18 protein-coding genes, 4 tRNA genes and 1 pseudogene are annotated in these 21034 nt (G+C 64.4%); 13 read left to right on the top strand and 10 right to left on the bottom strand.

Going from position 1 to position 21034, the window contains the following annotated elements:
* Positions 1 to 73: 73 nt before the first annotated feature.
* Positions 74 to 2020 carry a 1-deoxy-D-xylulose-5-phosphate synthase gene (gene dxs / locus AC1C2N_RS11335; protein ID WP_483404216.1) on the top strand — a complete coding sequence of 649 codons (1947 nt, stop codon included), beginning with the start codon at positions 74 to 76 and terminating at the stop codon, positions 2018 to 2020.
* Positions 2021 to 2284: 264 nt separating this feature from the next.
* Here dxs and AC1C2N_RS11330 read toward each other — a convergent pair whose 3' ends face one another.
* The 4 genes from AC1C2N_RS11330 to AC1C2N_RS11315 form a co-directional block, all read right to left on the bottom strand.
* Positions 2285 to 4420, bottom strand: coding sequence for a 3-hydroxyacyl-CoA dehydrogenase NAD-binding domain-containing protein (locus AC1C2N_RS11330; protein WP_495434024.1), 2136 nt, complete (start codon positions 4418 to 4420; stop codon positions 2285 to 2287).
* Between the two features lie 5 nt (positions 4421 to 4425).
* Complete coding sequence (locus AC1C2N_RS11325) at positions 4426 to 5622, bottom strand: thiolase family protein (RefSeq protein ID WP_108391082.1); 1197 nt, start codon at positions 5620 to 5622, stop codon at positions 4426 to 4428.
* A 74-nt stretch (positions 5623 to 5696) separates the two neighbouring features.
* A complete protein-coding gene (locus AC1C2N_RS11320; protein WP_495434023.1) occupies positions 5697 to 6896 on the bottom strand; it encodes a ribonuclease D in 1200 nt (399 codons plus the stop codon).
* Entirely contained in the window at positions 6889 to 7485 is a 597-nt protein-coding gene (locus tag AC1C2N_RS11315) for a DUF3000 domain-containing protein (RefSeq protein WP_495434022.1), read from the bottom strand. The genes AC1C2N_RS11320 and AC1C2N_RS11315 overlap by 8 nt, the downstream gene beginning before the upstream one ends.
* Before the next feature lie 25 nt (positions 7486 to 7510).
* Here AC1C2N_RS11315 and AC1C2N_RS11310 point away from each other — a divergent pair, with 25 nt between their 5' ends.
* A complete protein-coding gene (locus tag AC1C2N_RS11310; protein WP_495434021.1) occupies positions 7511 to 8704 on the top strand; it encodes an alpha/beta hydrolase family protein in 1194 nt (397 codons plus the stop codon).
* Between the two features lie 45 nt (positions 8705 to 8749).
* On the opposite strand, the gene AC1C2N_RS11305 is transcribed toward AC1C2N_RS11310, so the two are convergent.
* Together AC1C2N_RS11305 and AC1C2N_RS11300 are read right to left on the bottom strand one after the other, a co-directional pair.
* Positions 8750 to 9187, bottom strand: coding sequence for a SufE family protein (locus tag AC1C2N_RS11305; RefSeq protein WP_483404211.1), 438 nt, complete (start codon positions 9185 to 9187; stop codon positions 8750 to 8752).
* Between the two features lie 16 nt (positions 9188 to 9203).
* Positions 9204 to 10100, bottom strand: a complete 897-nt coding sequence (locus AC1C2N_RS11300) for a sulfurtransferase (RefSeq protein WP_495434020.1) — start codon at positions 10098 to 10100, stop codon at positions 9204 to 9206.
* A 150-nt stretch (positions 10101 to 10250) separates the two neighbouring features.
* On the opposite strand from AC1C2N_RS11300, the gene zapE reads away from it, so the two are divergent.
* The 6 genes from zapE (at position 10251) to AC1C2N_RS11270 (ending at position 16052) form a co-directional block, all read left to right on the top strand.
* Positions 10251 to 11291, top strand: coding sequence for a cell division protein ZapE (gene zapE / locus AC1C2N_RS11295; protein WP_495434019.1), 1041 nt, complete (start codon positions 10251 to 10253; stop codon positions 11289 to 11291).
* Between the two features lie 166 nt (positions 11292 to 11457).
* The gene (locus AC1C2N_RS11290) at positions 11458 to 12690 is read left to right on the top strand and encodes an ammonium transporter (protein WP_483404208.1); all 1233 of its coding nucleotides are present in this window, start codon (positions 11458 to 11460) and stop codon (positions 12688 to 12690) included.
* 221 nt (positions 12691 to 12911) lie between these two features.
* A complete protein-coding gene (locus tag AC1C2N_RS11285; protein ID WP_495434018.1) occupies positions 12912 to 13454 on the top strand; it encodes a type II toxin-antitoxin system PemK/MazF family toxin in 543 nt (180 codons plus the stop codon).
* 62 nt (positions 13455 to 13516) lie between these two features.
* Positions 13517 to 14221 (top strand): endonuclease/exonuclease/phosphatase family protein, encoded by a 705-nt coding sequence (locus AC1C2N_RS11280; RefSeq protein ID WP_483404961.1) that lies wholly within the window; start codon positions 13517 to 13519, stop codon positions 14219 to 14221.
* 172 nt (positions 14222 to 14393) lie between these two features.
* A complete protein-coding gene (locus tag AC1C2N_RS11275; RefSeq protein ID WP_495434017.1) occupies positions 14394 to 15536 on the top strand; it encodes a ScyD/ScyE family protein in 1143 nt (380 codons plus the stop codon).
* A gap of 84 nt (positions 15537 to 15620) precedes the next feature.
* Positions 15621 to 16052 carry a PPOX class F420-dependent oxidoreductase gene (locus AC1C2N_RS11270; RefSeq protein WP_495434016.1) on the top strand — a complete coding sequence of 144 codons (432 nt, stop codon included), beginning with the start codon at positions 15621 to 15623 and terminating at the stop codon, positions 16050 to 16052.
* 82 nt (positions 16053 to 16134) lie between these two features.
* Here AC1C2N_RS11270 and AC1C2N_RS11265 read toward each other — a convergent pair.
* Positions 16135 to 16578, bottom strand: a pseudogene (locus AC1C2N_RS11265) (phosphotransferase); the annotation flags it as partial.
* 213 nt (positions 16579 to 16791) lie between these two features.
* A tRNA-Val gene (locus tag AC1C2N_RS11260) sits at positions 16792 to 16867 on the bottom strand.
* A gap of 204 nt (positions 16868 to 17071) precedes the next feature.
* Here AC1C2N_RS11260 and AC1C2N_RS11255 point away from each other — a divergent pair.
* The 3 genes from AC1C2N_RS11255 (at position 17072) to AC1C2N_RS11245 (ending at position 17375) form a co-directional block, all read left to right on the top strand.
* A tRNA-Gly gene (locus AC1C2N_RS11255) sits at positions 17072 to 17143 on the top strand.
* 56 nt (positions 17144 to 17199) lie between these two features.
* Positions 17200 to 17270 (top strand) — tRNA-Cys (locus AC1C2N_RS11250).
* A 33-nt stretch (positions 17271 to 17303) separates the two neighbouring features.
* A tRNA-Val gene (locus AC1C2N_RS11245) sits at positions 17304 to 17375 on the top strand.
* 167 nt (positions 17376 to 17542) lie between these two features.
* Here the strand turns inward: AC1C2N_RS11245 and AC1C2N_RS11240 are convergent.
* Positions 17543 to 18607: a helix-turn-helix transcriptional regulator gene (locus AC1C2N_RS11240; RefSeq protein ID WP_495434015.1), complete on the bottom strand. Its 1065-nt coding sequence runs from the start codon at positions 18605 to 18607 to the stop codon at positions 17543 to 17545.
* Positions 18608 to 18693: 86 nt separating this feature from the next.
* On the opposite strand from AC1C2N_RS11240, the gene AC1C2N_RS11235 reads away from it, so the two are divergent.
* Both AC1C2N_RS11235 and AC1C2N_RS11230 read left to right on the top strand, forming a co-directional pair.
* Complete coding sequence (locus AC1C2N_RS11235) at positions 18694 to 19179, top strand: cupin domain-containing protein (RefSeq protein ID WP_495434014.1); 486 nt, start codon at positions 18694 to 18696, stop codon at positions 19177 to 19179.
* Entirely contained in the window at positions 19176 to 19577 is a 402-nt protein-coding gene (locus AC1C2N_RS11230; RefSeq protein ID WP_495434013.1) for a DUF1304 family protein, read from the top strand. Before AC1C2N_RS11235 ends, AC1C2N_RS11230 begins: the two co-directional genes overlap by 4 nt.
* Positions 19578 to 19760: 183 nt before the next feature.
* Here AC1C2N_RS11230 and AC1C2N_RS11225 read toward each other — a convergent pair whose 3' ends face one another.
* Entirely contained in the window at positions 19761 to 20936 is a 1176-nt protein-coding gene (locus AC1C2N_RS11225) for a zinc-dependent alcohol dehydrogenase (protein WP_495434012.1), read from the bottom strand.
* Between the last annotated feature and the right edge of the window lie 98 nt (positions 20937 to 21034).

Genomic DNA, 21034 nt, shown 5'->3' with positions numbered 1-21034 from the left:
CGCTCAGGGGCGGCGCGTAGAGTGGAACGGCCGGGGCACACCTCCCGGTCAGGATGGTAGTGAGGGAGTTCGAATGGGTCTTCTTGAGTCGATACGGGGTCCGCGTGACCTTGACGCCCTCTCGAAGGATCAGCTGAACCAACTGGCTGCTGAGATCCGCACTTTCCTGGTGAGCGAGGTCTCCCGAACCGGCGGACACCTCGGCCCCAACCTTGGCGTCGTCGAGCTGACGCTCGCAATACACCGCGTCTTCGATTCGCCCTCGGACGCCATCGTCTTTGACACGGGGCACCAGTCCTACGTGCACAAGTTGCTCACCGGGCGTCAGGACTTCGAGAACCTGCGGGAACGCGGCGGACTCGCCGGGTATCCCCAGCGCAGTGAATCTCCGCACGACATCGTCGAGAGTTCCCACGCGTCGAGTTCCCTGAGCTGGGCTGACGGCATCTCCCGTGCGTTCGAAATGACCGGGCAGACCGAGAGAAGCGTCGTCGCCGTTGTCGGCGACGGTGCGCTGACCGGCGGAATGACCTGGGAAGCGCTCAACAACATCAGCGACGACAACACCCGTCGCCTTGTTATCGTCGTCAACGACAACGGCCGGTCGTACGCCCCCACGATCGGCGGAATGGCGCGGTTCCTCAACACGGTGCGCACGCGGAGGACCTACAAGGATCTCTACATCACCAGCCAGCGTATGTTCGACCGGCTCGGCGGCCCGGGTCGCGCCTTCTACCGCGGTGTCCGCGGTGGCACCCACGGCTTCCTGAGCCGCTTCAGCAACAACGAGGCGCTCTACTCGAACCTCGACATCAAGTACATCGGTCCCGTCGACGGTCACGACCTCAACGCCATGCAGGAAGCCCTCGCGCAGGCCAAGAACTACGGCACTCCGGTGATTGTTCACGCCATCACCCAGAAAGGCAAGGGATTCGCGCCCGCCGTCGATGACGAAGCCGACCAGTTCCATGCGGTCGGGAAGATCGATCCCCTCACCGGTGAATCGATGTCGTCGAGCAGCGCCGAAACCTGGACGGGCGTCTTCAGTGACACGCTCGTCGAACTGGCCGAGCAGAACGACAGGATCGTCGGGGTCACGGCAGCGATGCTGCGTCCAACCGGGCTGCACAAACTCGCCGAGCGTTTCCCTGACCGGGTTCACGACGTCGGGATCGCCGAGCAGCACGCCGCCACGAGCGCCGCAGGCCTCGCATTCGGTGGCCTTCACCCCGTCGTTGCGATCTACGCCACCTTCATCAACCGCGCGTTCGACCAGATCCTCATGGACATCGCGCTCCACAAGGCCGGGGTCACGTTCGTGCTTGACCGGGCCGGAGTGACGGGGCCTGACGGCCCCTCGCACCACGGGATCTGGGACCTGGCAATCCTCCAGCTCGTCCCTGGCATCCGGTTGGCGGCGCCGCGCGATGCCGAGCGGCTGCGCGAAGAACTGGCCGAGGCCATCGGAGTGGACGATGCGCCGACGGTGATCAGGTTCCCGAAGGGCAGTGTGCAGGAGCCGATACCGGCGGTCCGCCGCACCGAAGACAACGTTGACGTGCTCTACGAGAGCCACAAACCGGATGTGCTCATCGTCACGGTCGGCCCGATGGCCGAGATCGGGCTCGATGTCGCACGTCGCCTCGAAGCACAGGGCATCGGTGCGACGGTGATCGACCCCCGCTGGGTGGTTCCGGTTCCGACGAGTGTCATCGAATTTGCGCGGGATCACCGCCTCGTCATCACGATCGAGGACGGAATCCGCGTCGGGGGAGTAGGCACCCGCATCCGCCAGGACCTGCGGAGCGCCGGAGTCGATACGGCCGTCGACGAGCTCGGCCTGCCCGACACGTTCATCGACCACGCAACGCGCGAGCAGATCATGGTCGACGCGGGCCTCACCGGCCAGCAGATCGCGCGTGACGTTGTCGCGCAGGTCCTCGGCAGCCGGATTCCGGTGGCGCGGCCAGAGCCTTCCGGTATCAGCGAACCGTCCGAACACTCGAGCGAACAGGCGTAGGCGTTCGCTCGTCCTCCCAGCATGAGCGCTGCAGTTCCTGCGTTGCGCTGCAGAAGTTTATGTAGCGCCGGTCGAGTTTGTGCAGCGCTCGGGGTAGCGCGGGAGTGAACGGTTGCCGCTTCTTCCGTGCGCGTGACCGCATCCGTAGGCTGGTGGGAGGCCGGCTCCCGCTGTCAGCACATCGGGTTCGGCACCACGCGGCCGTGTGCCGGCACGAAAAACGCCCGGCCGTATGGCCGGGCGTTTCGCGTTGAACCGGGTGATCTAGCGGATGCCGCGAATCTCGGGATCGTGGAACGTTCCGCCGAAGACACGCTGGCTGGCACCGGTTCGGTCGAGGTACGGAGTGATTCCGCCCATCTGGAACGGCCAGCCCGCGCCGAGAATCATGCAGAGATCGATGTCTTCCGGTCCTTCGACGACGTGGTCCTCGAGCATCCGGTGGATCTCATCAGCGAGGCCGTCCTCGAGACGACGCAGGATGGCATCCGCCTGAAGGGGCTCTTTGCCTCCAGAGACGATCTTGAGGGCGCCCTTGTCGAATCCCTTAACCTTGCCCTTCGAGTCCTTCTCGAGCAGCGTGCCGTACTCGGCCAGCTTGTGGAGGTTCTCGCTCCGGTAGAACCGGTCGGGGAACGCCTCGTGGTGGGTGTCGAGCACGTGAGCGCCCACCTTGAGTCCGACGAGGTCGAGCAGTTGCGACGGCGGCATCGGCAGCCCCAGGGGAGCGAGCGCCTCGTCAACCGTCGCGAAGCTCGTACCGGAGTCCACGGCATACATGGCCTCACCGAGCACCTTAGCGAGCACGCGGTTGACGACGAACCCCGGGGTGTCGCGGGTGATGACCGCGTTCTTCCGAAGCGCCTTCGCGGTCGCCATGGCCGTCGCGAGCGTCTCGTCCGTGGTTTTTGGCGTCTTGACGACCTCGATCAGCGGCATCACGGCCACCGGGTTGAAGAAGTGGAAGCCGACGAGGCGTTCGGGGTGCGCGAGCTTTGCACCAATCTGCTCGACAGACAGCGACGAGGTGTTGGTGGCGAGGATCGCGGTTTCCGAAATGTACTGCTCGACATCGGCGAAGACATCCTGCTTCACACCGAGCTCTTCGAAGACAGCTTCAATGACCCAGTCACAGTCGGCGAAGTCGCTCTTGTTCGTCGTTCCTGACACGAGGGCATTGAGCCGGTTGGCCTCATCGGGAGAGATGCGGCCCTTGGCGAGAAGGGAAGCTATCTCGCCGCGGATGTAATCGAGCCCCTTGTCCACACGCCCCTGGTCGAGGTCGGTGATAACGACGGGGACCTGAAGGCGACGCACGAAGAGCAGGGCGAACTGGCTGGCCATGAGACCGGCACCGATGACACCGACCTTGGTGACCTTCTGGGCGAGGGCCTTGTCCGGGGCACCGGCGGGCCGCTTGGCGCGCTTCTGCACGAGGTTGAAGGCGTAGTTGCTCGCCTGGAACTGATCGCCGGTGGCGAGATCCGCGAGGGCCTCATCTTCACGCGCGAACCCCTCTGCACGGGTTCCGCTCTTCGCTGCCTTGAGCAGGTCGAGAGCGACGTACGGGGACTTCGGCACCGTGCCGATCTTCGACTCGAGCATCTTCCTGGCGATGCCGACCGCTGCGTCCCACTTGACGAGCCGTTCAACCTTGCCGGGCTGGTTCTTCCTGGTCACCTTGACGGTGCCGTCGAGGACGCCGCCAGCCCAGCGCAGAGAGTCCTCGAGGAAAGTCGCGGCGGGGAAGATGGCATCGGCGATACCGAGCTCGAAGGCATCCTGAGCCTTGAGCATGCGGTTCGTCTTCAGCGGGTTCTCGACGACGACCTTGAGCGCGTTCTCGATACCGATGAGGTTCGGCAGCAGGTATGCCCCACCCCAGCCGGGGATCAGACCGAGGAACACCTCGGGGAGTGCGATGGCCGGTGCCGATGCGTCGACGGTGCGGTAGTTCGCGTTGAGCCCGATTTCGAGGCCACCGCCGAGAGCGAGTCCGTTGATGAACACGAACGACGGCACACCGAGCGAGTCGAGCTTGCCGAAGGTGAAGTGCCCGAGCTGGCCGAGGAGCAACGCGGACTCACGAGAGTCGACCTCGCTCACCTTGCTGAGGTCTGCGCCCGCGGCAAGAATGAACGGCTTGCCCGTGATCGCCACGGCGTGAATCTCACCGCGGCGGGCCCGCTCCTTCTGCTCGTCGAGCACCCGGCCGAGCTCCATGAGGGTGATCGGGCCGAGCGTATTCGGGCGGGTGTGGTCGCGGCCGTTGTCCAGGGTGATCAGTGCGATCACCCGACCGCCCGGGAGGGTGACGTCCTGGACGAAGGAATGGGTGACGACCTCATCGGCGCTCAGCGCGACGAGAGGGGAAAAGTCGATTGTGGAGTAATCGGTCATCGCGGTTACTTCTTTCCCTTCCAGTTCGGGTTCTCCCAGATGACGCTGCCACCCTGGCCAAGCCCGACGCACATCGCCGTCAGGCCGTAACGCACATCGGGACGCTCGGCGAACTGCGCTGCCAGCTGGTTCATGAGCCGGACACCGGATGCCGCGAGAGGGTGGCCGACGGCGATAGCGCCGCCCCACTGGTTGACGCGGGGATCGTCGTCATCGATGCCGAAGTGGTCGAGGAGAGCGAGTACCTGGATGGCAAATGCCTCGTTGAGCTCGAACAGGCCGATGTCGTCGATCGTCAGCCCGGCTTTCCTCAGTGCCTTCTCGGTGGACGGCACGGGACCGAGGCCCATGATCTCCGGCTCAACGCCCGCGAAGGCGAAGCTCACCATGCGCATTTTGGGCTTCAGGCGGAACTCCTTGACAGCGGATCCACCGGCGAGGAGGCTCACCGTCGCGCCGTCGGTGAGCGGTGATGCGGTTCCTGCTGTGACGCGGCCGTGCGGGCGGAACGGCGTCTTGAGGTTAGCCAGCCCCTCCATGGTGGTCTCGGGTCGCGCACCCTCGTCGCGTGTTGCCAGGCCCCAGCCCGACTCGCTGCGGATGGCGACGGGAATGAGGTCCGGCTGGATCTTGCCGGCCTCGTATGCGGCCTGGAGCTTGTGCTGGCTGCGCATGCCGAAGCGGTCAGCACGCTCCTTGGTCAGGTGCGGGAAGCGGTCATGGATACGCTCGGCCGTCTTCCCCATGTCGAGTGCATCCGCTGAGACCAGCTTCTCGGTCATGAACCGAGGGTTCGGGTCGGCGTCAGCCCCGAGCGGGTGCCGGCCCATGTGCTCGACTCCACCGGCGATGGCGAAGTCGTACGCACCAAACCCGATGGCGCTGCCAACCTGGGTTACTGCAGTCATTGCACCGGCACACATACGGTCGATCGCGTAGCCGGGAACCGACTGCGGCAGCCCCGCGAGAAGTGCCGTCGTGCGGCCGAGGGTCAAGCCCTGGTCACCCTGCTGGGTGGTCGCGGCAATGGCGACCTCGTCGATTCTGTCTTTGGGAACGTCGGGGTTGCGTTCGAGCAACCCGATCATCGCCTTGACGACCAGGTCGTCTGCACGGGTGTTCCAGTACATTCCTTTTTGTCCGGCGCGACCAAAGGGGGTCCGCACTCCATCAACAAAAAAGACGTCAGCTATTTCGGCCACTTTGCCTCCCAATTATCGGATTCGGATTCGATCCTAGAAGCGGCCAAAATCTCCGCCGCATCCTTTGACCCTTCCTACGACTCGCTTTTCTGCGGTTCGGATGCCGTTTGGTTACCTTCTACAAAGGCAAGGGCGATCGTCTGTGCAGTAGCTTCAATTTGCCACTCGCGAGCGCCGAGTTCGCGAAGGGCGTCGCCCACCGCCCCAGCGTCAAGAGGTACCGGGGGAGTCCACGCGAGTCGGCGGAGCATCTCGGGGGTGAGGACGTTCTCGAGCGGGATCGAGAGCGACTCCGCGACGAGGGCGAGAGCTGTTCGCGCGGCTTTGAGCCTCGCGTCAGCTTCGGGGTTCCGCTCGGACCAGCTGCGGGCAGGAGGGAGGACATCACTCGACGCGGGCCTGAGCGGCGGGAGGTCGTCAGTGGTGAGGCCGCGCTCGAGAGCGGCCCACCACACCGGAAGTTCGGTGCGGCTCGCGCGACCCTTGAAATCACGCATGGCGGCGAGGGCTGCGCTCGAGCGAGGCTGTGCCTTGACCACCGCGACGAGTGAGGCATCCGGGACCAGACGGCCGGGAGCTACGTCGCGTTCGCGCGCGAGGGTGTCCCGCGCCGTCCACAGCTCACGCGCGACGGCGAGGCTCCTGGCGCCGCGGACGCCGTGCAGGCCTGACAACCGGCGCCACGGATCCTGGCGAACGAGCTTCGGCTGGCGAAGCCTCGTCGCCTCGAACTCCTGTGCCGCGATCTCCTGCTTCCCTGACTCGGTCAGCATGGCATCGAGCTTGTCGCGCACGTCGACCAGAAGTTCGACGTCGAGGGCCGCGTACTCGAGCCAGGATTCGGGGAGCGGCCGGGTCGACCAATCGGCGGCGGAGTGCTCCTTCGCAAGGTGAATGCCGAGAAGTTCTTCGACGACGGAGCCGAGGCCGACGCGATCGAGACCGAGAAGCCGACTCGCGAGCTCGGTGTCGAAGATCCGGCTGGGGTCGAGACCGACCTCTCGGAGGCAGGCCAGATCCTGGCTTGCCGCGTGGATGATCCACTCTTCGTCGCGAATGGCGTCGTTGAGTGCGTCGAACCTGCCGATCGCGGGCGGGTCGAAGAGGAACACGCCGGCTCCACGGCGGAAGATCTGGATCAGGTACGCGCGCTGGGAGTAGCGGTAACCGCTCGCTCGCTCCGCGTCGACGGCGATGGGGCCGTGACCCGCTTCGATCTTCGTGATTGCGTCGAGGTACTCGTCCTCGCTATCGATGACGTGACGGTCAGTCACGTGCCGTCCTGCGGCTAGACAACAGGGTTACACCTTCGGTTGTTGGCGGAAGCCCGGCGAGCGTGCACAGCAGCTCGCCCCAGCCTTCCACGTGGGAGGACACATCGTCTTCGAGCGGCGTCCAGGACGCCCTCAACTCTATCTGGGCGCCGTCGGGCTGGAGGCTAAGTTCGCCGAACCCGGTCGACAGAATCTTTGTGGCCGTTCCTGACGCCGAGGCGTACCGGGCGCCCCTGGCGTTGAGGGCATCCACGAGCCAGGACCACGCCACATCGGCGAGGAAAGGATCAAGCCCGATTTCCGTTTCGAGGGGGGCCTGGGCAAAGCAGACGACCCTGAACGGGCCGCCCCACGCCTCAGGCTCTTCCGGGTCGTAGAGCAGGATGAACCGTCCGGTGCCAAGCTCGGAATCGGCACCGTGCCTGGTGGGGGTGACATCCGCCGCGAGGGCGACAGCGAACGGCGCCAGGTTGCCGGGGGCAGGAATTTCGTGCACGCTGAGTTCTGAGCGCGCCTGGGCGCCGCGCACCGATTCGAGTGCACGGGCGAACGCCGCCGGAACTTCGGCGCCTGTGAGTCTGTCTGCCACGATTGCAGACTAGAGTTACTTGCCAATGAATCGTCACAGCCACGCCGTCGAGCCGGCCACCCGTCCGCGACGAGCGGCACTGAAAATCTCGCTCACTGTCGGCGGGTTCATCGCGACAGCCGCAACGGCATCCGTTCTCCTGGTATCGGCCGTCGCGAGGCGCGTGGTGACCCCAGCGACGAAGCGAGCGCAGGAGACGGTAGTCACGTCCCTTGATCCCGGTGCGGCGACCATCACCCTCGTCCGCAATCCGGATACCGACCTGCCGGGCAGGTATGGCCTGTGGCTCGGGCCGGCCGGGCGTTATCTGAAGCTCGGCCCGATCCTGACGCAGGACGCATCCACCGTCACCCGCGCGCTGCTCAATGACAGAGAAGAACTCGACGACCTGCCGACGTCGGGACCCGCGACTTTCAGTGGCTGGTATTACTCCCGCCCGGACGAGCTCGGACTCCCGTGGAGCGAGGAGATTATTCAGACCGAGGTCGGACCGGCACCCGCCTGGCTGTTTCCCGCCGATCCGGACTCTGATCGCTGGGTCATCGCCGTGCACGGCAGGGGCACGACTCGCAGCGAGTGCCTTCGCGCTGTGCCGGTGCTGCACGAGTCAGGGTGCACGGCGCTGCTCATCTCCTACCGCAACGACGGGGATGCGCCCAGGAGCAGCGACGGGCTTTACGGGCTCGGCGATACCGAATGGCAGGACGTCGAGGCCGCTCTCGAGTTCGCTGCGACGCACGGCGCGAAAACCGTCGTCCTCATGGGCTGGTCGATGGGCGGGGTCATCTCGCTCCAGGCATCCCTCAGGGCAGACCGAGCCGACCTCATCTCCGGGCTGATCCTCGAGTCGGCCGTTGTCGACTGGGGCAGCGTGCTCGACTACCAGGCTGACGCCGGGCGCATCCCGGTCGCGGTTCGGCGAGCAGCGATCGCGGCGATCAGTAACGACTGGGGCAGAGCGCTGACCGGCCAGCACTCCGCCCTCAACTTTCCCGCGCTCAATATGGTCGACAGGGCGGATGAACTCACCACGCCGATGCTCGTGCTGCACAGCGACGACGACGGCTTCGTCCCGGCGGACGGTGCGCGACGGCTCGCCGAGAAGCGCTCGGACCTTGCTACCTTCGTACCGTTCTCTACCGCTCGGCACACGAAGCTCTGGAACTTCGACGCCGATCGGTGGAACCAGTCCATCAGGGAATGGCTCGCCGAGCACTGATCCGCGCCGAGCACTGATCCGCGCGGCAACTCCAGTCTTGTGCTCCTAAGCGGCGACCCGCTCCGACAACTGGCGTTTGATGCGCCGCAGCATTCCGTTCATCCCGTTGAGGCGAAGCGGTGACACGATCCGGGTGAGGCCGAGCATCTGGGGGAAGTCGTCCGGAATCGCGAGGACCTCGTCCGGGCTCAGTCCCTCGATGGCCTGCGCAAGAATACTGGCGAATCCCCGCGTCGTCGGTGACTCACGTGGTGCGGTCGCGTGCAGGTGGACGGCACCGTCAGTGACGTCCACAAAGATGTAGACGGGAGACTGGCACTCGATGACCCGTTCGAGCAGGTCCTCGTGATCGGCATAGTGCGGAGGCAGCTCCGGGAGTTCCTGCGAGAACTCGAGCAGGAGCTGCAGGCGCGATTTCTCGTCGAGTTCGAGGAAGTCGTCGCGAATCTCGGCGAGCTGGGCGGGGAGCGTAATCTCGGTCATCGGTTCGATTCTGCCATCAGAGCCTGTCACCCGGCTCTGAACCGACGGCGATGGGTACGCGAACGGCGCTGCCCCACTCGGTCCACGAACCGTCGTAGTTGCGAACGTCCGAGAAGCCGAGCAGGTGGTGCAGCACGAACCAGGTGTGGCTCGAGCGCTCACCGATCCGGCAGTACGCGACAACCGAGTCCCCATCGGACAGGCCGGCACCGTCCTTGTAGACGGCGGTCAACTCGGCGAGCGGCTTGAACGTGCCGTCCGGCGCCACGGCCTGGCCCCATGGCACGTTCTTCGCGGTCGGGATGTGACCGGCCCTGAGTGCGCCCTCTTCCGGGTACGCGGGAGCGGTCGTCCGCTGGCCGCTGTACTCCTCAGGCGACCTGACATCGATCAGGGGATTGCCGAGGTGGGCGAGGACGTCATCTTTATACGCCCGGATCACCGAGTCATCGCGCTCGACGATCGGGTATTCAACGGGCTCTCTTGTGGTGGCATCCGTCGTGAAGTCTCGCCCCTCAGCGATCCACTTGTCGCGCCCGCCATCGAGGAGTCGGACGTCGTTGTGCCCGAACAGGGTGAACACCCACAGCGTGTACGCGGCCCACCAGTTGTTCTTGTCACCGTAGATGACGACCGTGTCATCCCTGGCGATGCCTTTGGCTGACATCAGTTCGGCGAACCCTTCACCGTTGATGTAGTCGCGCTGCACCGGGTCGTTGAGGTCTGTGTGCCAGTCGATCTTGACCGAACCGGGAATGTGGCCGGTCTCGTACAGAAGCACGTCCTCATCCGATTCGACGACGACGAGTCCTGGCTGGCCGAGGCGTTCCTGAAGCCACGCGGTCGAGACCAGGCGTTCCGGGTGCGCGTATTCGGCGAACTTTTCGGTCGATGAGTCGCGTTCGACAGACATGGGCTACCTCCGGAGGTTGTATCTCGCGAGCGTTCCGTGGGCGGCACGCGGGGGATTAGGCTGGAAACTCCGCTTGATGAGCGGAATCACGCACGATTGCGGCTGAAGTCATACCCCGCCGTAAGACTTCGACACACGAGGTATTCTCCCATGACAAACCTTTCGTCCTCCGTCCGCGTCAGCATCGCGGATCGCAATCCCGAGACCACAGGGGCTGAGATTGCGGCGAGTCTGACGCCGCCACCCCAGTTCGCGGATGCCAGCTTCGAGAGCTACCGCCCGGATGCCGCGTTTGCATCACAGCAGGAGGCTGTCGACCTGCTCGGCGCGTTCGCCGGCAGCTGGGGCGCCGCGAAGTCATCCGGCGGGTTCTTCGGCCGGAAGAAGAAGGCGCCGGATGTGAAGCCAGGCGTGTACCTCGACGGTGGTTTCGGCGTCGGTAAGACGCACCTCCTTGCGGCGCTCTGGCACGCGGCTCCCGGCCCGCGCAAGTATTTCGGCACGTTCATCGAGTACACGGCGCTCGTCGGTGCCCTTGGCTACGCCAATGCGGTCGAATCCCTTCGCGGCTCGACGCTCATCTGCATCGACGAGTTCGAACTCGACGACCCGGGCGACACGATGATGATGACGCGACTGCTCACCGAGCTCGTGGCATCCGGAACACGGATCGCCGCCACCTCGAACACCCCGCCGAACGCGCTCGGCGAGGGGCGCTTCGCCGCCGCTGACTTCCTGCGCGAGATCCACGCGATGTCCGACCACTTCACCACGCTCAGGATCGACGGGGAGGACTACCGCAGACGGTCCATCGAGGGTCACGCGGCGGCCGTCGACAGCAACGAGTATGAGTCACGACTCACCGCGGCGATGGAATCCGGAAAGACGGTCTCAGACGACAGCTTCGACACGGTGATCGGTCATCTCGCCGGCGTGCACCCGTCGCGGTACATCAAGCTCATCTCCGGTCTCGATGAGATCGGGTTGCGGGACGTCCACGAACTCCAGTCGCAGACGGAGGCCCTTCGCCTCGTCGCCTTCATCGACCGGGTCTATGACGCACAGATCCCGATCCACGCGACGGGTGTTCCCCTTGATGAGGTGTTCGGGGGAGACATGCTCTCCGGTGGCTACCGCAAGAAGTACCTGCGTTCCATGTCGCGGATGATCGCACTGACGAGAGGTTCGTAGGGGCGCGTAACACGGGTTTTACACAGGCAGGACCTCCGTAACAGTCCCGAAACATCGAATGCACCGCGTCCGAAACCTCCGGAGCGCAAGCTGAACCCACACCGACAAGCGCCCAGCGCGTCAGTCTCGGTCAGCCCGATGCACTCGAGAGAACTAAGGACACGATATGGACACCGGCAGCATTGCCTGGGGGATCACCGCGACAGCACTCGTACTGGTGATGACCCCCGGCGTCGCATTCTTCTACGGCGGCCTCGTCAAAGCGAAGAGCGTCATCAGCATGATGATGATGAGCTTTGGGGCGCTCGGCCTGATCAGCGTGCTGTGGATCCTCTACGGATTCAACATGAGCGCTGTGGCAAACCCCACCGATTTTGCCGGCAACCCCTTCGCCGACTTTGGACTCACCGCCCTCGCGCAGGGCGAGTCGGGCAACACTGACCTGGTTGGCGCCGCATACGGTGCGACCTTCGCCATCATCACTATCGCGCTCATCTCCGGAGCCATCGCAGACCGCGCAAAGTTCGGTGCCTGGATGATTTTCGCCGGCATCTTCGCGACTATCGGGTACTTCCCGATCGCCGCGTGGGTCTGGGGCGGTGGCTGGATTATGAACCTCGGCACAACGCTCTTCGGTGAAGACGCAGGAATCGGGGTCATCGACTACGCGGGTGGAACGGCTGTTCACATCAACGCTGGTGCTGCGGCGCTCGCACTCGCCCTCGTTCTCGGCAAGCGTGTCGGTTTCCAGAAGGGAATCCAGAAGCCGCACAACGTTCCCCTCACTCTCCTCGGTGCATCGATCCTCTGGTTCGGCTGGTTCGGGTTCAACGCCGGTGCCGAGTGGCTGAACGGTCTCGAGAACGTCGGACTGATCGTGATCAACACCCTCGGTGCGACCGCAGCGGCCATCATCGGCTGGCTCATCGTCGAGAAGCTCAAGGACGGCAAGGCAACGAGCGTCGGAGCTGCATCGGGAGCCGTCGCCGGCCTCGTCGCCATCACACCGGCCTGTGCGAACCTCACGCCGGGCTGGGCCCTCCTCCTCGGTGTCATCACCGGTGCCGTGTGTGCCCTCGCCATCGAACTGAAGTTCAAGTTCGGATTCGATGACTCGCTCGATGTTGTTGGCATCCACCTCGTCGGTGGTCTCGTGGGAACCCTGTACCTCGGCTTCTTCGCTACCAACACCGGCCTGTTCCTCGGTGGCGGCTTCGAGCAGCTGATCGTCCAGGCGATCGCAGCATTCGCGGTCCTCGCCTACTCGTTCATCGTGGCACTCGCCATCGGCTTCGCGATCCAGAAGACGCTGGGCTTCCGGGTGAAGAACGAAGACGAAATCGCAGGCGTCGACACGAGCGTTCACGGCGAAGAGGGCTACGCCCTCGAAGTGGTCTGACGCTCGAAGTGGTCTGACGCGCAGAGCGTCCATGACAGAACGGGGTGTCGCCTGACGGCGGCATCCCGTTCTGCTGTGCTGAGACGAATCTGTGGATGCCCAGGCGTGCGGATGCCCAGCGTGCGGATCGTGCGGACGTGCGGCCGTTCAGACGTGCGGGTGATTAGGATGGTCGGTCGGCGGCGCTGGATGGCGCCGGATCACGTCGGGAAGAGAGTGCCATGAGTTCATTCGGGAGCGTTCTTCGCTCGCTGGTCGGCTCGCTGAAACGGCAAACGGCGAAAGTGGCGGGGTCGGATGCCCGATCGACCCCGGTGCAGCGGCAGCAGCGCGGCCTGGACGAGCAGGGCAGGTCCGGCGAGTTCGCCACCGTCGAGGTGGACCCAACGTCGATCGGCAGGGTGCGGATGACCTACGTGCCGTCAACCGACGGGGATCCGGACCCCGGCGAGATCGTGTGGACGTGGGTGCCGTACGAGGAACGCGACGGCAGAGGAAAGGACCGCCCGGTGCTGATCGTCGCCGAAGAGCGGGCGGGCACTCGCCTTGCCGTGCAGCTCACCTCAAAACCCCACGACGGTTCACGCGACTTCGTGTCCATCGGGAGCGGGCCGTGGGACCAGCAAGGCCGGCCCAGCTGGGTCAACGTCGGACGGGTGTTCCGCGTATCCCCGGCCGGAATGCGACGAGAGGCATCCGCCATCGACAAGAGTTCCTACGTCGGCGTTGCGGCCGCTCTCAGGGACCGCTACGGCTGGCACTAAATCCACATCCTGCCTTACTACAATTTGTGCAATAGCACTTTCGCCATACCGGGGGACAGCTCATCAGAATCGTCAGTTATAACCTTCGCAAGCACGCCGCCAGCGCAGAGCTCGTCGACATCGAACGCCTCTATGACGTCGACGTGCTTTGCCTTCAGGAAGCGGATGCGGTTCTTCTGCCCGAGAAGGTGGGGCACCTGCGCCTCGCCGACGCGACAAAGGCGAATCGGCTCGGCCTCGCCATTTATGCGAACGAAGACCGATTCACCATCGGGGATACGACGGCGTTCGAGCTCAAGAAGTCGATGCACGACAAGTTGTTTTCACCGGCGAACGAGCGACTGATCGCGTCACGCCTCTACGACAGGGAGGCCGAGCGCGAGATCCTGGTTGCGTCGTTCCACGCTGCACCGCTGACCGCCCCCAACTCGTTGCGGCGGAAGCAGATTTCCACGGCTCACCGGGAGCTTGGCTCGCTGGCCGCTGGCATCCCCACCGTGATGGTCGGAGATTTCAACTACCCGATCTTCAAGAACAACCTGCGTCGCCGGATCCAGGAAATGGGGTACGAGCTCTCGCTCAGCAACGCCAGGACGTACTCCAGGTACAAGATTTTCCGCGGGCATTTCGACTTCGTGACCTCCGTCAACATGGGCATCGACGATGTGAAGACACTGCCGCGCGGCGCTTCCGACCACCGCCCGATTCTCGTGACGACCAGTTACGTTTCTGCCGATGCGGAGCCTCGACAACTGTCGGGATCGTGAGTACGCTTCGCAAATGTGAGAGTGCTTCATGATGGACTCGCAATGATGCGTTAGTCTCTCTGCCCCGAACTCCTGCCCCAGACTCCTGCCCAGCGCCGAAACCCAGCGATGACCTCGTGGCTTCTCTGTTTTGTTTCCAAGCAAAGGGAGTATCGAAGTGAGATTATTGAGAGTGACCGCGGCGACTGCTGCCGCGGCCCTTGCCACCGTGGCGATTGCCTCCCCGGCAACCGCCCTCTCAGCGCCACCGGTCAGTGTTTCCCAAACCACACTTGCGACGGGGCTGACAACGCCGCTTTCACTCGAGGTCGACAGCACCGGGGTGGCCTATGTCACGCAGAACTTCGCTGGCGTACTGACGCGAGTGAACCCCGACAAATCGACCTCGACCGTCGCAAGCGCCCCCGGGTTGGAGATCAGCGCGGTGTCGAGCCGGGGCGGGACGATTTATTACGCCCAGCTCGAGCCACAGACCCACTCGAGTGCGTATCTCATGAGCGTGACCGGCCAGGGTGCGCCGGTTCAGGTTGCTGACCTCTTCGCCCACGAGAATGAGACGAATCCAGACCAGTCGAACAGTTACGGCTTCGTCGATCTTCCGCAGTCCTGCCTCGACCAGTTCGACCCGGCAGGGCCAGCTGGTCCGCCCGCGTACACGGGAATCGTCGATACGCACCCGTACGCTTCGGCCGCCACGGCCGACGGTGTGTACGTCGCGGATGCCGGGGCAAACGCCATTCTCAGGGTGGGCTACGACGGTTCGGTCTCGACGGTCGCGGTTCTTCCCGCTACCGCTCCCGTCGTCGTCACCGCCGAGATTGCAGGGCAGTTCGGATTCCCTGCCTGCTCCGTTGGCGGTTCATACAGGTTCGAGGGTGTTCCCACCGACGTTGAGGTCGGGCCTGACGGCTGGTTGTACGTGACGTCGCTCCCCGGCGGACCTGAGGACGCGAGTCTGGGTATGCGCGGTTCCGTCATCAAGGTGAATCCGGCATCCGGGCAGATCGTGACGGTTGCAACCGGATTCGTGGGCACCACCGGCCTCGCGGTGTCGCAGAGCACCGGGGTGATCCTCGTGACTGAGTTGTTCGGTGGGCCGCGTGGAACCGGCCAGGTTTCGCTCGTGTTGCCGTGGGGCGGAAGGCCGGTCGCGGCATTGCCTGTCGCGGCGCCAGCGGCTATCGAAATCGTCGGCACCAGCATCTATGTGACGCGTGATGCACTGGCGATGGATAATTCGAATCCTCCGATGTCCCTCGGCAAGCTCACGAGGGTGACGGTGACCAGCCCGCTGCTGAACAAGTACCTGGGCTGACACTTTTGTGTCGGTCGCTCGGGCCGGTGTCGAACCTGTTGGGGTCGGCACCGGCCCGGGTTCATCGGGCTAGGCTCGTCACCCATGAGCAACACGCACTCCGCTGGCCCGCCGGTAACCAACGACTTGTCAGCTGAGCCCTATGTACTGCTGACGACCTTCCGGTCAACGGGTGCGCCTGTTTCGACGCCTGTGTGGGTGGTTGAGGGTCTCGGTGGCCTGCTCGTGACCACCTCAGGCGAATCCGGCAAAGTGAAACGAATCCGCAACAACCCGTCGGTACACCTTCTGCCGTGCGACGTACGGGGGAGCGTTCGGCCAGGAGCCACGGCGGTCACCGGGACGGCCAGCGTCCTCGAGGACGCCGAGAGCCGCGCGGTGATCGACGCGGCGCTTGAGCGGAAGTACGGCGCGCGATACAGGGCCATCCGGGCAGCGGGAAAACTTCGACGGTCGGTGGCGGACAAATCGGTGGTCCTGCGCATCATCCCCACCGCGGAGCCTTCTCGCGACTAGGAAAAGTCGGCGATGACCTGCTCGACGGTGCGGACTGCACTCGAGACGAAGGCCGGGTTCGAGGTTCGGTAGTAAGGAATGATCATCGCCGCCTGATGGAGGGCGAATCCGCGCGCGCGGTCCAGTGTTTGTTGGTCGACATGAGAGCCGCTCTGAACGCCGCGCGGCCGGTCGAGCCGAAGACGGTCCACGCGGCAATCACATGGGCTGCCGGATCTCCGGCGCCAGCGCCACCCCGGTCGATGACCGCCGTAATCCGCCCGTCGCGTACGAGCAGGTTTGGTCGCAACAGGTCGGTGTGAATCCACACGGGAGTGCCGTCCCACACCGGTGCCGTCAGCGCATGACTCCACGCCGTCAGTGCCTTTCCTGCGTCGATGAGGTCACTCGATGCGGTGAGGGCCTCCCGAGTCATCGCATCGAGCTCGGCGAGGGGCCTCCGTCCCGCGCTGGGCGCATCAGCGACGTCGATGCGACGCAGGTGGATGAGGAAGTCCGCGAGGGCCCTGGCGGCGGCCTCGTCCTCAACGGAATCGTCGGTGTATGGCGAACCGTTGAATCACTCGTAGACCGCCCAGATCGACGGATAGCTCCCGGTGGGCTTTCCCAGGAAGACCGGCACAGGGATGCTCAGGGGACGCGAGAGGCGAGGGTGGGGAGCCCCGGGCAGCGGACACACGGTCCGGAGCAGGAAAACGGCGTAAAACGAAAAAAGGCCCGCGGAATCCGCGAGCCTTGGTGGTGGGCGATACCGGACTCGAACCGATGACCTCTTCCGTGTGAAGGAAGCGCGCTACCAACTGCGCCAATCGCCCGTAATGAACTCGCAAGAAGTTCACAACGCCGTCTTATGTTAGCCGACCGAGAGGCGTCTCGCAGACCATTTGGCCGTGGCATCCGTTCTGACAACGACACGAAAAAGACCCGAGCGACTCGATTTGGTTTCTCGGGGAAACATCAAGTAGAGTCTTCAACGCACGCAGAAATGCGAGTAGCAAAGCCGGAGAGATACCGGCAATGCGGATGTGGCGCAGTGGTAGCGCATCACCTTGCCAAGGTGAGGGTCGCGAGTTCGAATCTCGTCATCCGCTCGAGTGTTTGGGGTCAGTCTTTCGACTGACCACGGCATGTGGGCAACCCCACACGCGGTGGCGTGGCCGAGAGGCGAGGCAGCGGCCTGCAAAGCCGTCCACACGGGTTCGAATCCCGTCGCCACCTCACCACTCGAATGAAGTAAAATTGAATGACCTTGAGCGATTGGCGCAGCGGTAGCGCGCTTCCCTGACACGGAAGAGGTCGCTGGTTCGATCCCAGTATCGCTCACCCAGAAGAAGCCCGGACAGAAATGTCCGGGCTTCTGTCGTTAACCCGGGGATCGAGCCAGCGCCCTCTGAACCGCATGCGCCGCGGTTCAGCTGGTTCGATCCCAGTATCGCTCACACAGAAGAAGCCCGGACAGAAATGTCCGGGCTTCTGTCGTTAACCCGGGACTATTTCTGCAGGAGTTCCTCGTCTGCCGATTCCTGCCGCGGCCGAAGCCGGGCCACGAGTTCGCCACGACTGCGAACACCGGTCTTGAGAAATATTGACTTGAGGTGATCCTGCACCGTGTTTTGGGAGACAAGCAGTCGACGCGCGATGACCGCGGTGGGATGCCCGGACATCACCTCACGACACACCTCGCACTCCCGCGGAGACAGTCCGTAAGCGACGAGAAGGATCGAGGTGAGCTGCTCACCACCTGCTGGCGCGATCGAGATGGCCACGTCGTCGGTGTCGTCGCCGACGAGCAGGCTGGATTGCAGGAGCGCCCAGCCGCCGTGGCCGTCACGCACAGTGGCACGGAAGGCACCGGTTGTCGTGCCCCTCGCGCCCAGCGCCATGATCCGCATCATCAGCATGAACCGGCCGGGTTCGCCCTCGTTGACCTGGGCCTCCCAGAGTTTCGCCTCCGGGGTCGCCGAACGAAGCTCACCGCTGGCGTCAAGAAGCACGATTGCCGGCGCAACACCGGGTCCGCTTCCGGCCAGCTCTGAGCGCACGGCTGACCGGGTCGCTCCGGCGATCACCGGCGCGAGCGCGGCGAGGTATTCCAGTTCACGGTTCGTGAAGTCCATGCCGGCACGCACGAGGCCGGCCCCGCCCCAGCAGGCGCCACCGCAGTCGAACAGCACCCGGACCTCTTCCTTCACCCCCAGCGGGCGCCAGACGTTGCGGTAGCGTGCGCTCGCGCCGTGTTCACGCAGGGGGAGGTCGGACATCCGCGTGAGCGCCTCTTTGCGCTTCGCCATCGAGGCGAAGGTGTGTGGTTCGCTCCCGGAGTACTCGGCGTCGGCAAGCAACGGTTCGAACCGGGCAGGAACCCGCGTCTCGCCGCTCGTCATCGTGCTGATCACGAGCGTTTCGGGATCGATCGTCGCCCAGCAGGTCAGCTCAGCCTTCACATCACGACCGATAATGCGGATCGCCTCGGCGTGCAGGTCACTCACGCTCAGCCCCGCTGTGGCCAGCGCTGTGATGTCCCGACGGGCGCGGTAGGCACGTTCCTCCCACATGCGCCCAGTATCGCACCTGGGCGCTGGCCCGTCATTCCCCGTTTTCTGGGATGGTCGGCGGCTCGAGGGCTTCCTAGCGTTGCGGCATGAACTCCTTACCGCAATTCACCGACGCGGGCGATGGTGCCCGGCTGTACGCCCCAGACGCCACCCTTACCGTCAAGGTGGACAGTCGTCACACCGAAGACGCCTACGAGCTCTTCGAGATCGATGCGCCCCACGGCGCGTCGACGTCCTCAGACCGCAACGCTCCGACCCCGCTGCACCGCACGGGGTGGGGCAAGACGTACTACATGCTCTCGGGCAGAATCCTGGTTCAGATCGAACAGCAGGGTTATGAACTCGGCCCGGGAGCATCCGTCGCCATCCCACCCGGCGCTTTGCACACATTCACCGTGCTGACTCCGACGGCGCGGTTCCTCGTCTTCGCCCTCACCGGCGGGATGGGCCGGTTCCACGCCGACCTCGACGCCTCGGTGCCCCACGACCGGCCGCTCGAGGAATCAATGGCTGACGTCCTCGCCGTCCTTGGCCGGCACGCCGTCTCCATGGAAACGGAGGCTGTGACATGACAATCGTGGTGTGGGTGTTCGCGCTACTCGCTGCGGGCATCCACATCCTTGTCTTCGCCTGGGAGTCAGTGCTGTTCACCCGGCCCGGCGTTCACCAGAAGGTGTTTGCCGTCGCCACGACGGATGTTCCCGCCGTGCACCTGTGGGCATTCTGTGTCGGCTTCTACAACCTCTTCCTCGCCCTTGGCCTTATCACCGGGGTCGTTCTGTGGGCAACGGGAAGTGTGACCGTCGGAATTACACTCGTCGTCTACATCTGCCTGTTCATGGTGCTGAGCGGGCTCGCGCTTTTCGCTGCGGACAGGATGGCGCTCGGCCGCGAGCGCGGCAAAGGCATCGGGGGAGCGATCTCCGAGACCGTGCCACCGCTCGTGGCACTCGTGGCTCTGCTCTTCTAGAGGGTTGCGGTGACCCGCGCGACCGGCATCCGGAGGAAGGCGACGTCGGCATCCGTGTGTCCTGCTGTGCGTTCCGCGAGCGACCATTTGGCCACGGCCACTCCTAGTGCGAAAGCATCAGTTCCGGTCGAGAACACCAGGCGGAACTGATGTGCTCGACCGGAAGTGATGCGTTCGGCGGGGTTACGGCTTCAGCACCACCTTGATGCAGCCGTTTTCCTTCTTCTGGAACATCTCGTACATCTCCGGTGCCTTGTCGAGGGGAACCCGGTGCGTCACGAGGTCTTCGACACCGAGCGGATCGGAGGGGTCCTCGACGAGCGGGATCAACTCGTCGCGCCAGTGCTGCACATTGCACTGGCCCATCCGGATCCCGACCTGCTTGTCGAAGAGGGTCTTCATCGGGAACGGGTCAGCCTCTCCCGCGTAGACGCCGCTGAGCGACACAGTGCCGCCGCGGCGGACGGAATCGAACGACGCGTAGAGCGCCGCCGTCCGGTCGAGGCCGACGGTGTCCATCAGCTTCTTGGCGATTCCATCGGGCAGGAGGCCGACTGCGCCCTGGGCGAAAGCAGCGCCGGGGCTGCCGTGCGCCTCCATGCCGACGGCTTCAACTACGCTGTCGGCGCCCCGGCCGTCGGTTGCGTCACGCAGGCGCTCGACCACGTCATCGGTGAGGTCGAAGGTCTCGACGCCGTAGCGCTCCGCCATCGCGCGCCGCTCGGGAACCGGCTCGACCGCGAGCACGCGGTGGCCGAGGTATTTGCCGATACGTGCAGCGAACTGACCGACGGGCCCGAGGCCCATCACCGTCAGGATGCCGTCATCGGGCAGGTTCGCGTACTTCACTCCCTGCCAGGCCGTTGGCAGAATGTCGCTCAGGAAGAGGTAGCGGTCGTCGGGCAGATCGTGTCCGACCTTCGTGGCGTTGAAGTCCGCGAGCGGTACACGCAGGCGCTCGGCCTGCCCTCCCGGCACTGAACCGTAGAGCTCGGTGTAACCGTAGAGGGATGCGCCGGTGCCCTGGTCGGTGTTCTGCGTTGTCTCGCACTGCGAGTGGAGCCCGCGGGAGCACATGTAGCAGTGGCCGCAGGCGATGACGAACGGAATGACCACGCGGTCACCGGGGGAGAGGCGAGTGACAGCCGAGCCCACTTCTTCAACGACGCCCATGGTCTCGTGTCCGAGAACGTCGCCCTTGTGCAGGAATGGTCCGAACGTTTCGTAGAGGTGCAGATCCGAGCCGCAGATCGCGGCGGATGTGACGCGGATGACGACATCCGTCGGTTCCTGAATCACGGGATCGGGGACTGTTTCAACGGAAACTGAACGTTTTGCTTGCCAGGTAAGTGCCTTCATCCCTCCTTTGTACGCGCCGCCGAGCAGCCGAGTCCATACCTTGACGACAGGTCCCACCGCAAGTACCGTACGCGGGTGTGCGCACTAACTAGGCTGGG

The sequence above is a fragment of the Mycetocola sp. Y791 genome, from assembly GCF_059445325.1.
The sequence above is the reverse complement of the archived record's forward strand: the minus strand, read 5'-3'. Positions and strand labels throughout refer to the sequence as shown.

Bases quoted from the DNA above. Each gene is read 5' to 3' on its own strand.
- dxs (WP_483404216.1), top strand. From the start codon at position 74: ATGGGTCTTCTTGAGTCGATACGGGGTCCGCGTGACCTTGACGCCCTC.
- AC1C2N_RS11330 (WP_495434024.1), bottom strand. From the start codon at position 4,420: ATGACCGATTACTCCACAATCGACTTTTCCCCTCTCGTCGCGCTGAGC.
- AC1C2N_RS11310 (WP_495434021.1), top strand. From the start codon at position 7,511: ATGAATCGTCACAGCCACGCCGTCGAGCCGGCCACCCGTCCGCGACGA.
- AC1C2N_RS11305 (WP_483404211.1), bottom strand. From the start codon at position 9,187: ATGACCGAGATTACGCTCCCCGCCCAGCTCGCCGAGATTCGCGACGAC.
- AC1C2N_RS11300 (WP_495434020.1), bottom strand. From the start codon at position 10,100: ATGTCTGTCGAACGCGACTCATCGACCGAAAAGTTCGCCGAATACGCG.
- zapE (WP_495434019.1), top strand. From the start codon at position 10,251: ATGACAAACCTTTCGTCCTCCGTCCGCGTCAGCATCGCGGATCGCAAT.
- AC1C2N_RS11290 (WP_483404208.1), top strand. From the start codon at position 11,458: ATGGACACCGGCAGCATTGCCTGGGGGATCACCGCGACAGCACTCGTA.
- AC1C2N_RS11285 (WP_495434018.1), top strand. From the start codon at position 12,912: ATGAGTTCATTCGGGAGCGTTCTTCGCTCGCTGGTCGGCTCGCTGAAA.
- AC1C2N_RS11270 (WP_495434016.1), top strand. From the start codon at position 15,621: ATGAGCAACACGCACTCCGCTGGCCCGCCGGTAACCAACGACTTGTCA.
- AC1C2N_RS11240 (WP_495434015.1), bottom strand. From the start codon at position 18,607: ATGTGGGAGGAACGTGCCTACCGCGCCCGTCGGGACATCACAGCGCTG.
- AC1C2N_RS11235 (WP_495434014.1), top strand. From the start codon at position 18,694: ATGAACTCCTTACCGCAATTCACCGACGCGGGCGATGGTGCCCGGCTG.
- AC1C2N_RS11230 (WP_495434013.1), top strand. From the start codon at position 19,176: ATGACAATCGTGGTGTGGGTGTTCGCGCTACTCGCTGCGGGCATCCAC.
- AC1C2N_RS11225 (WP_495434012.1), bottom strand. From the start codon at position 20,936: ATGAAGGCACTTACCTGGCAAGCAAAACGTTCAGTTTCCGTTGAAACA.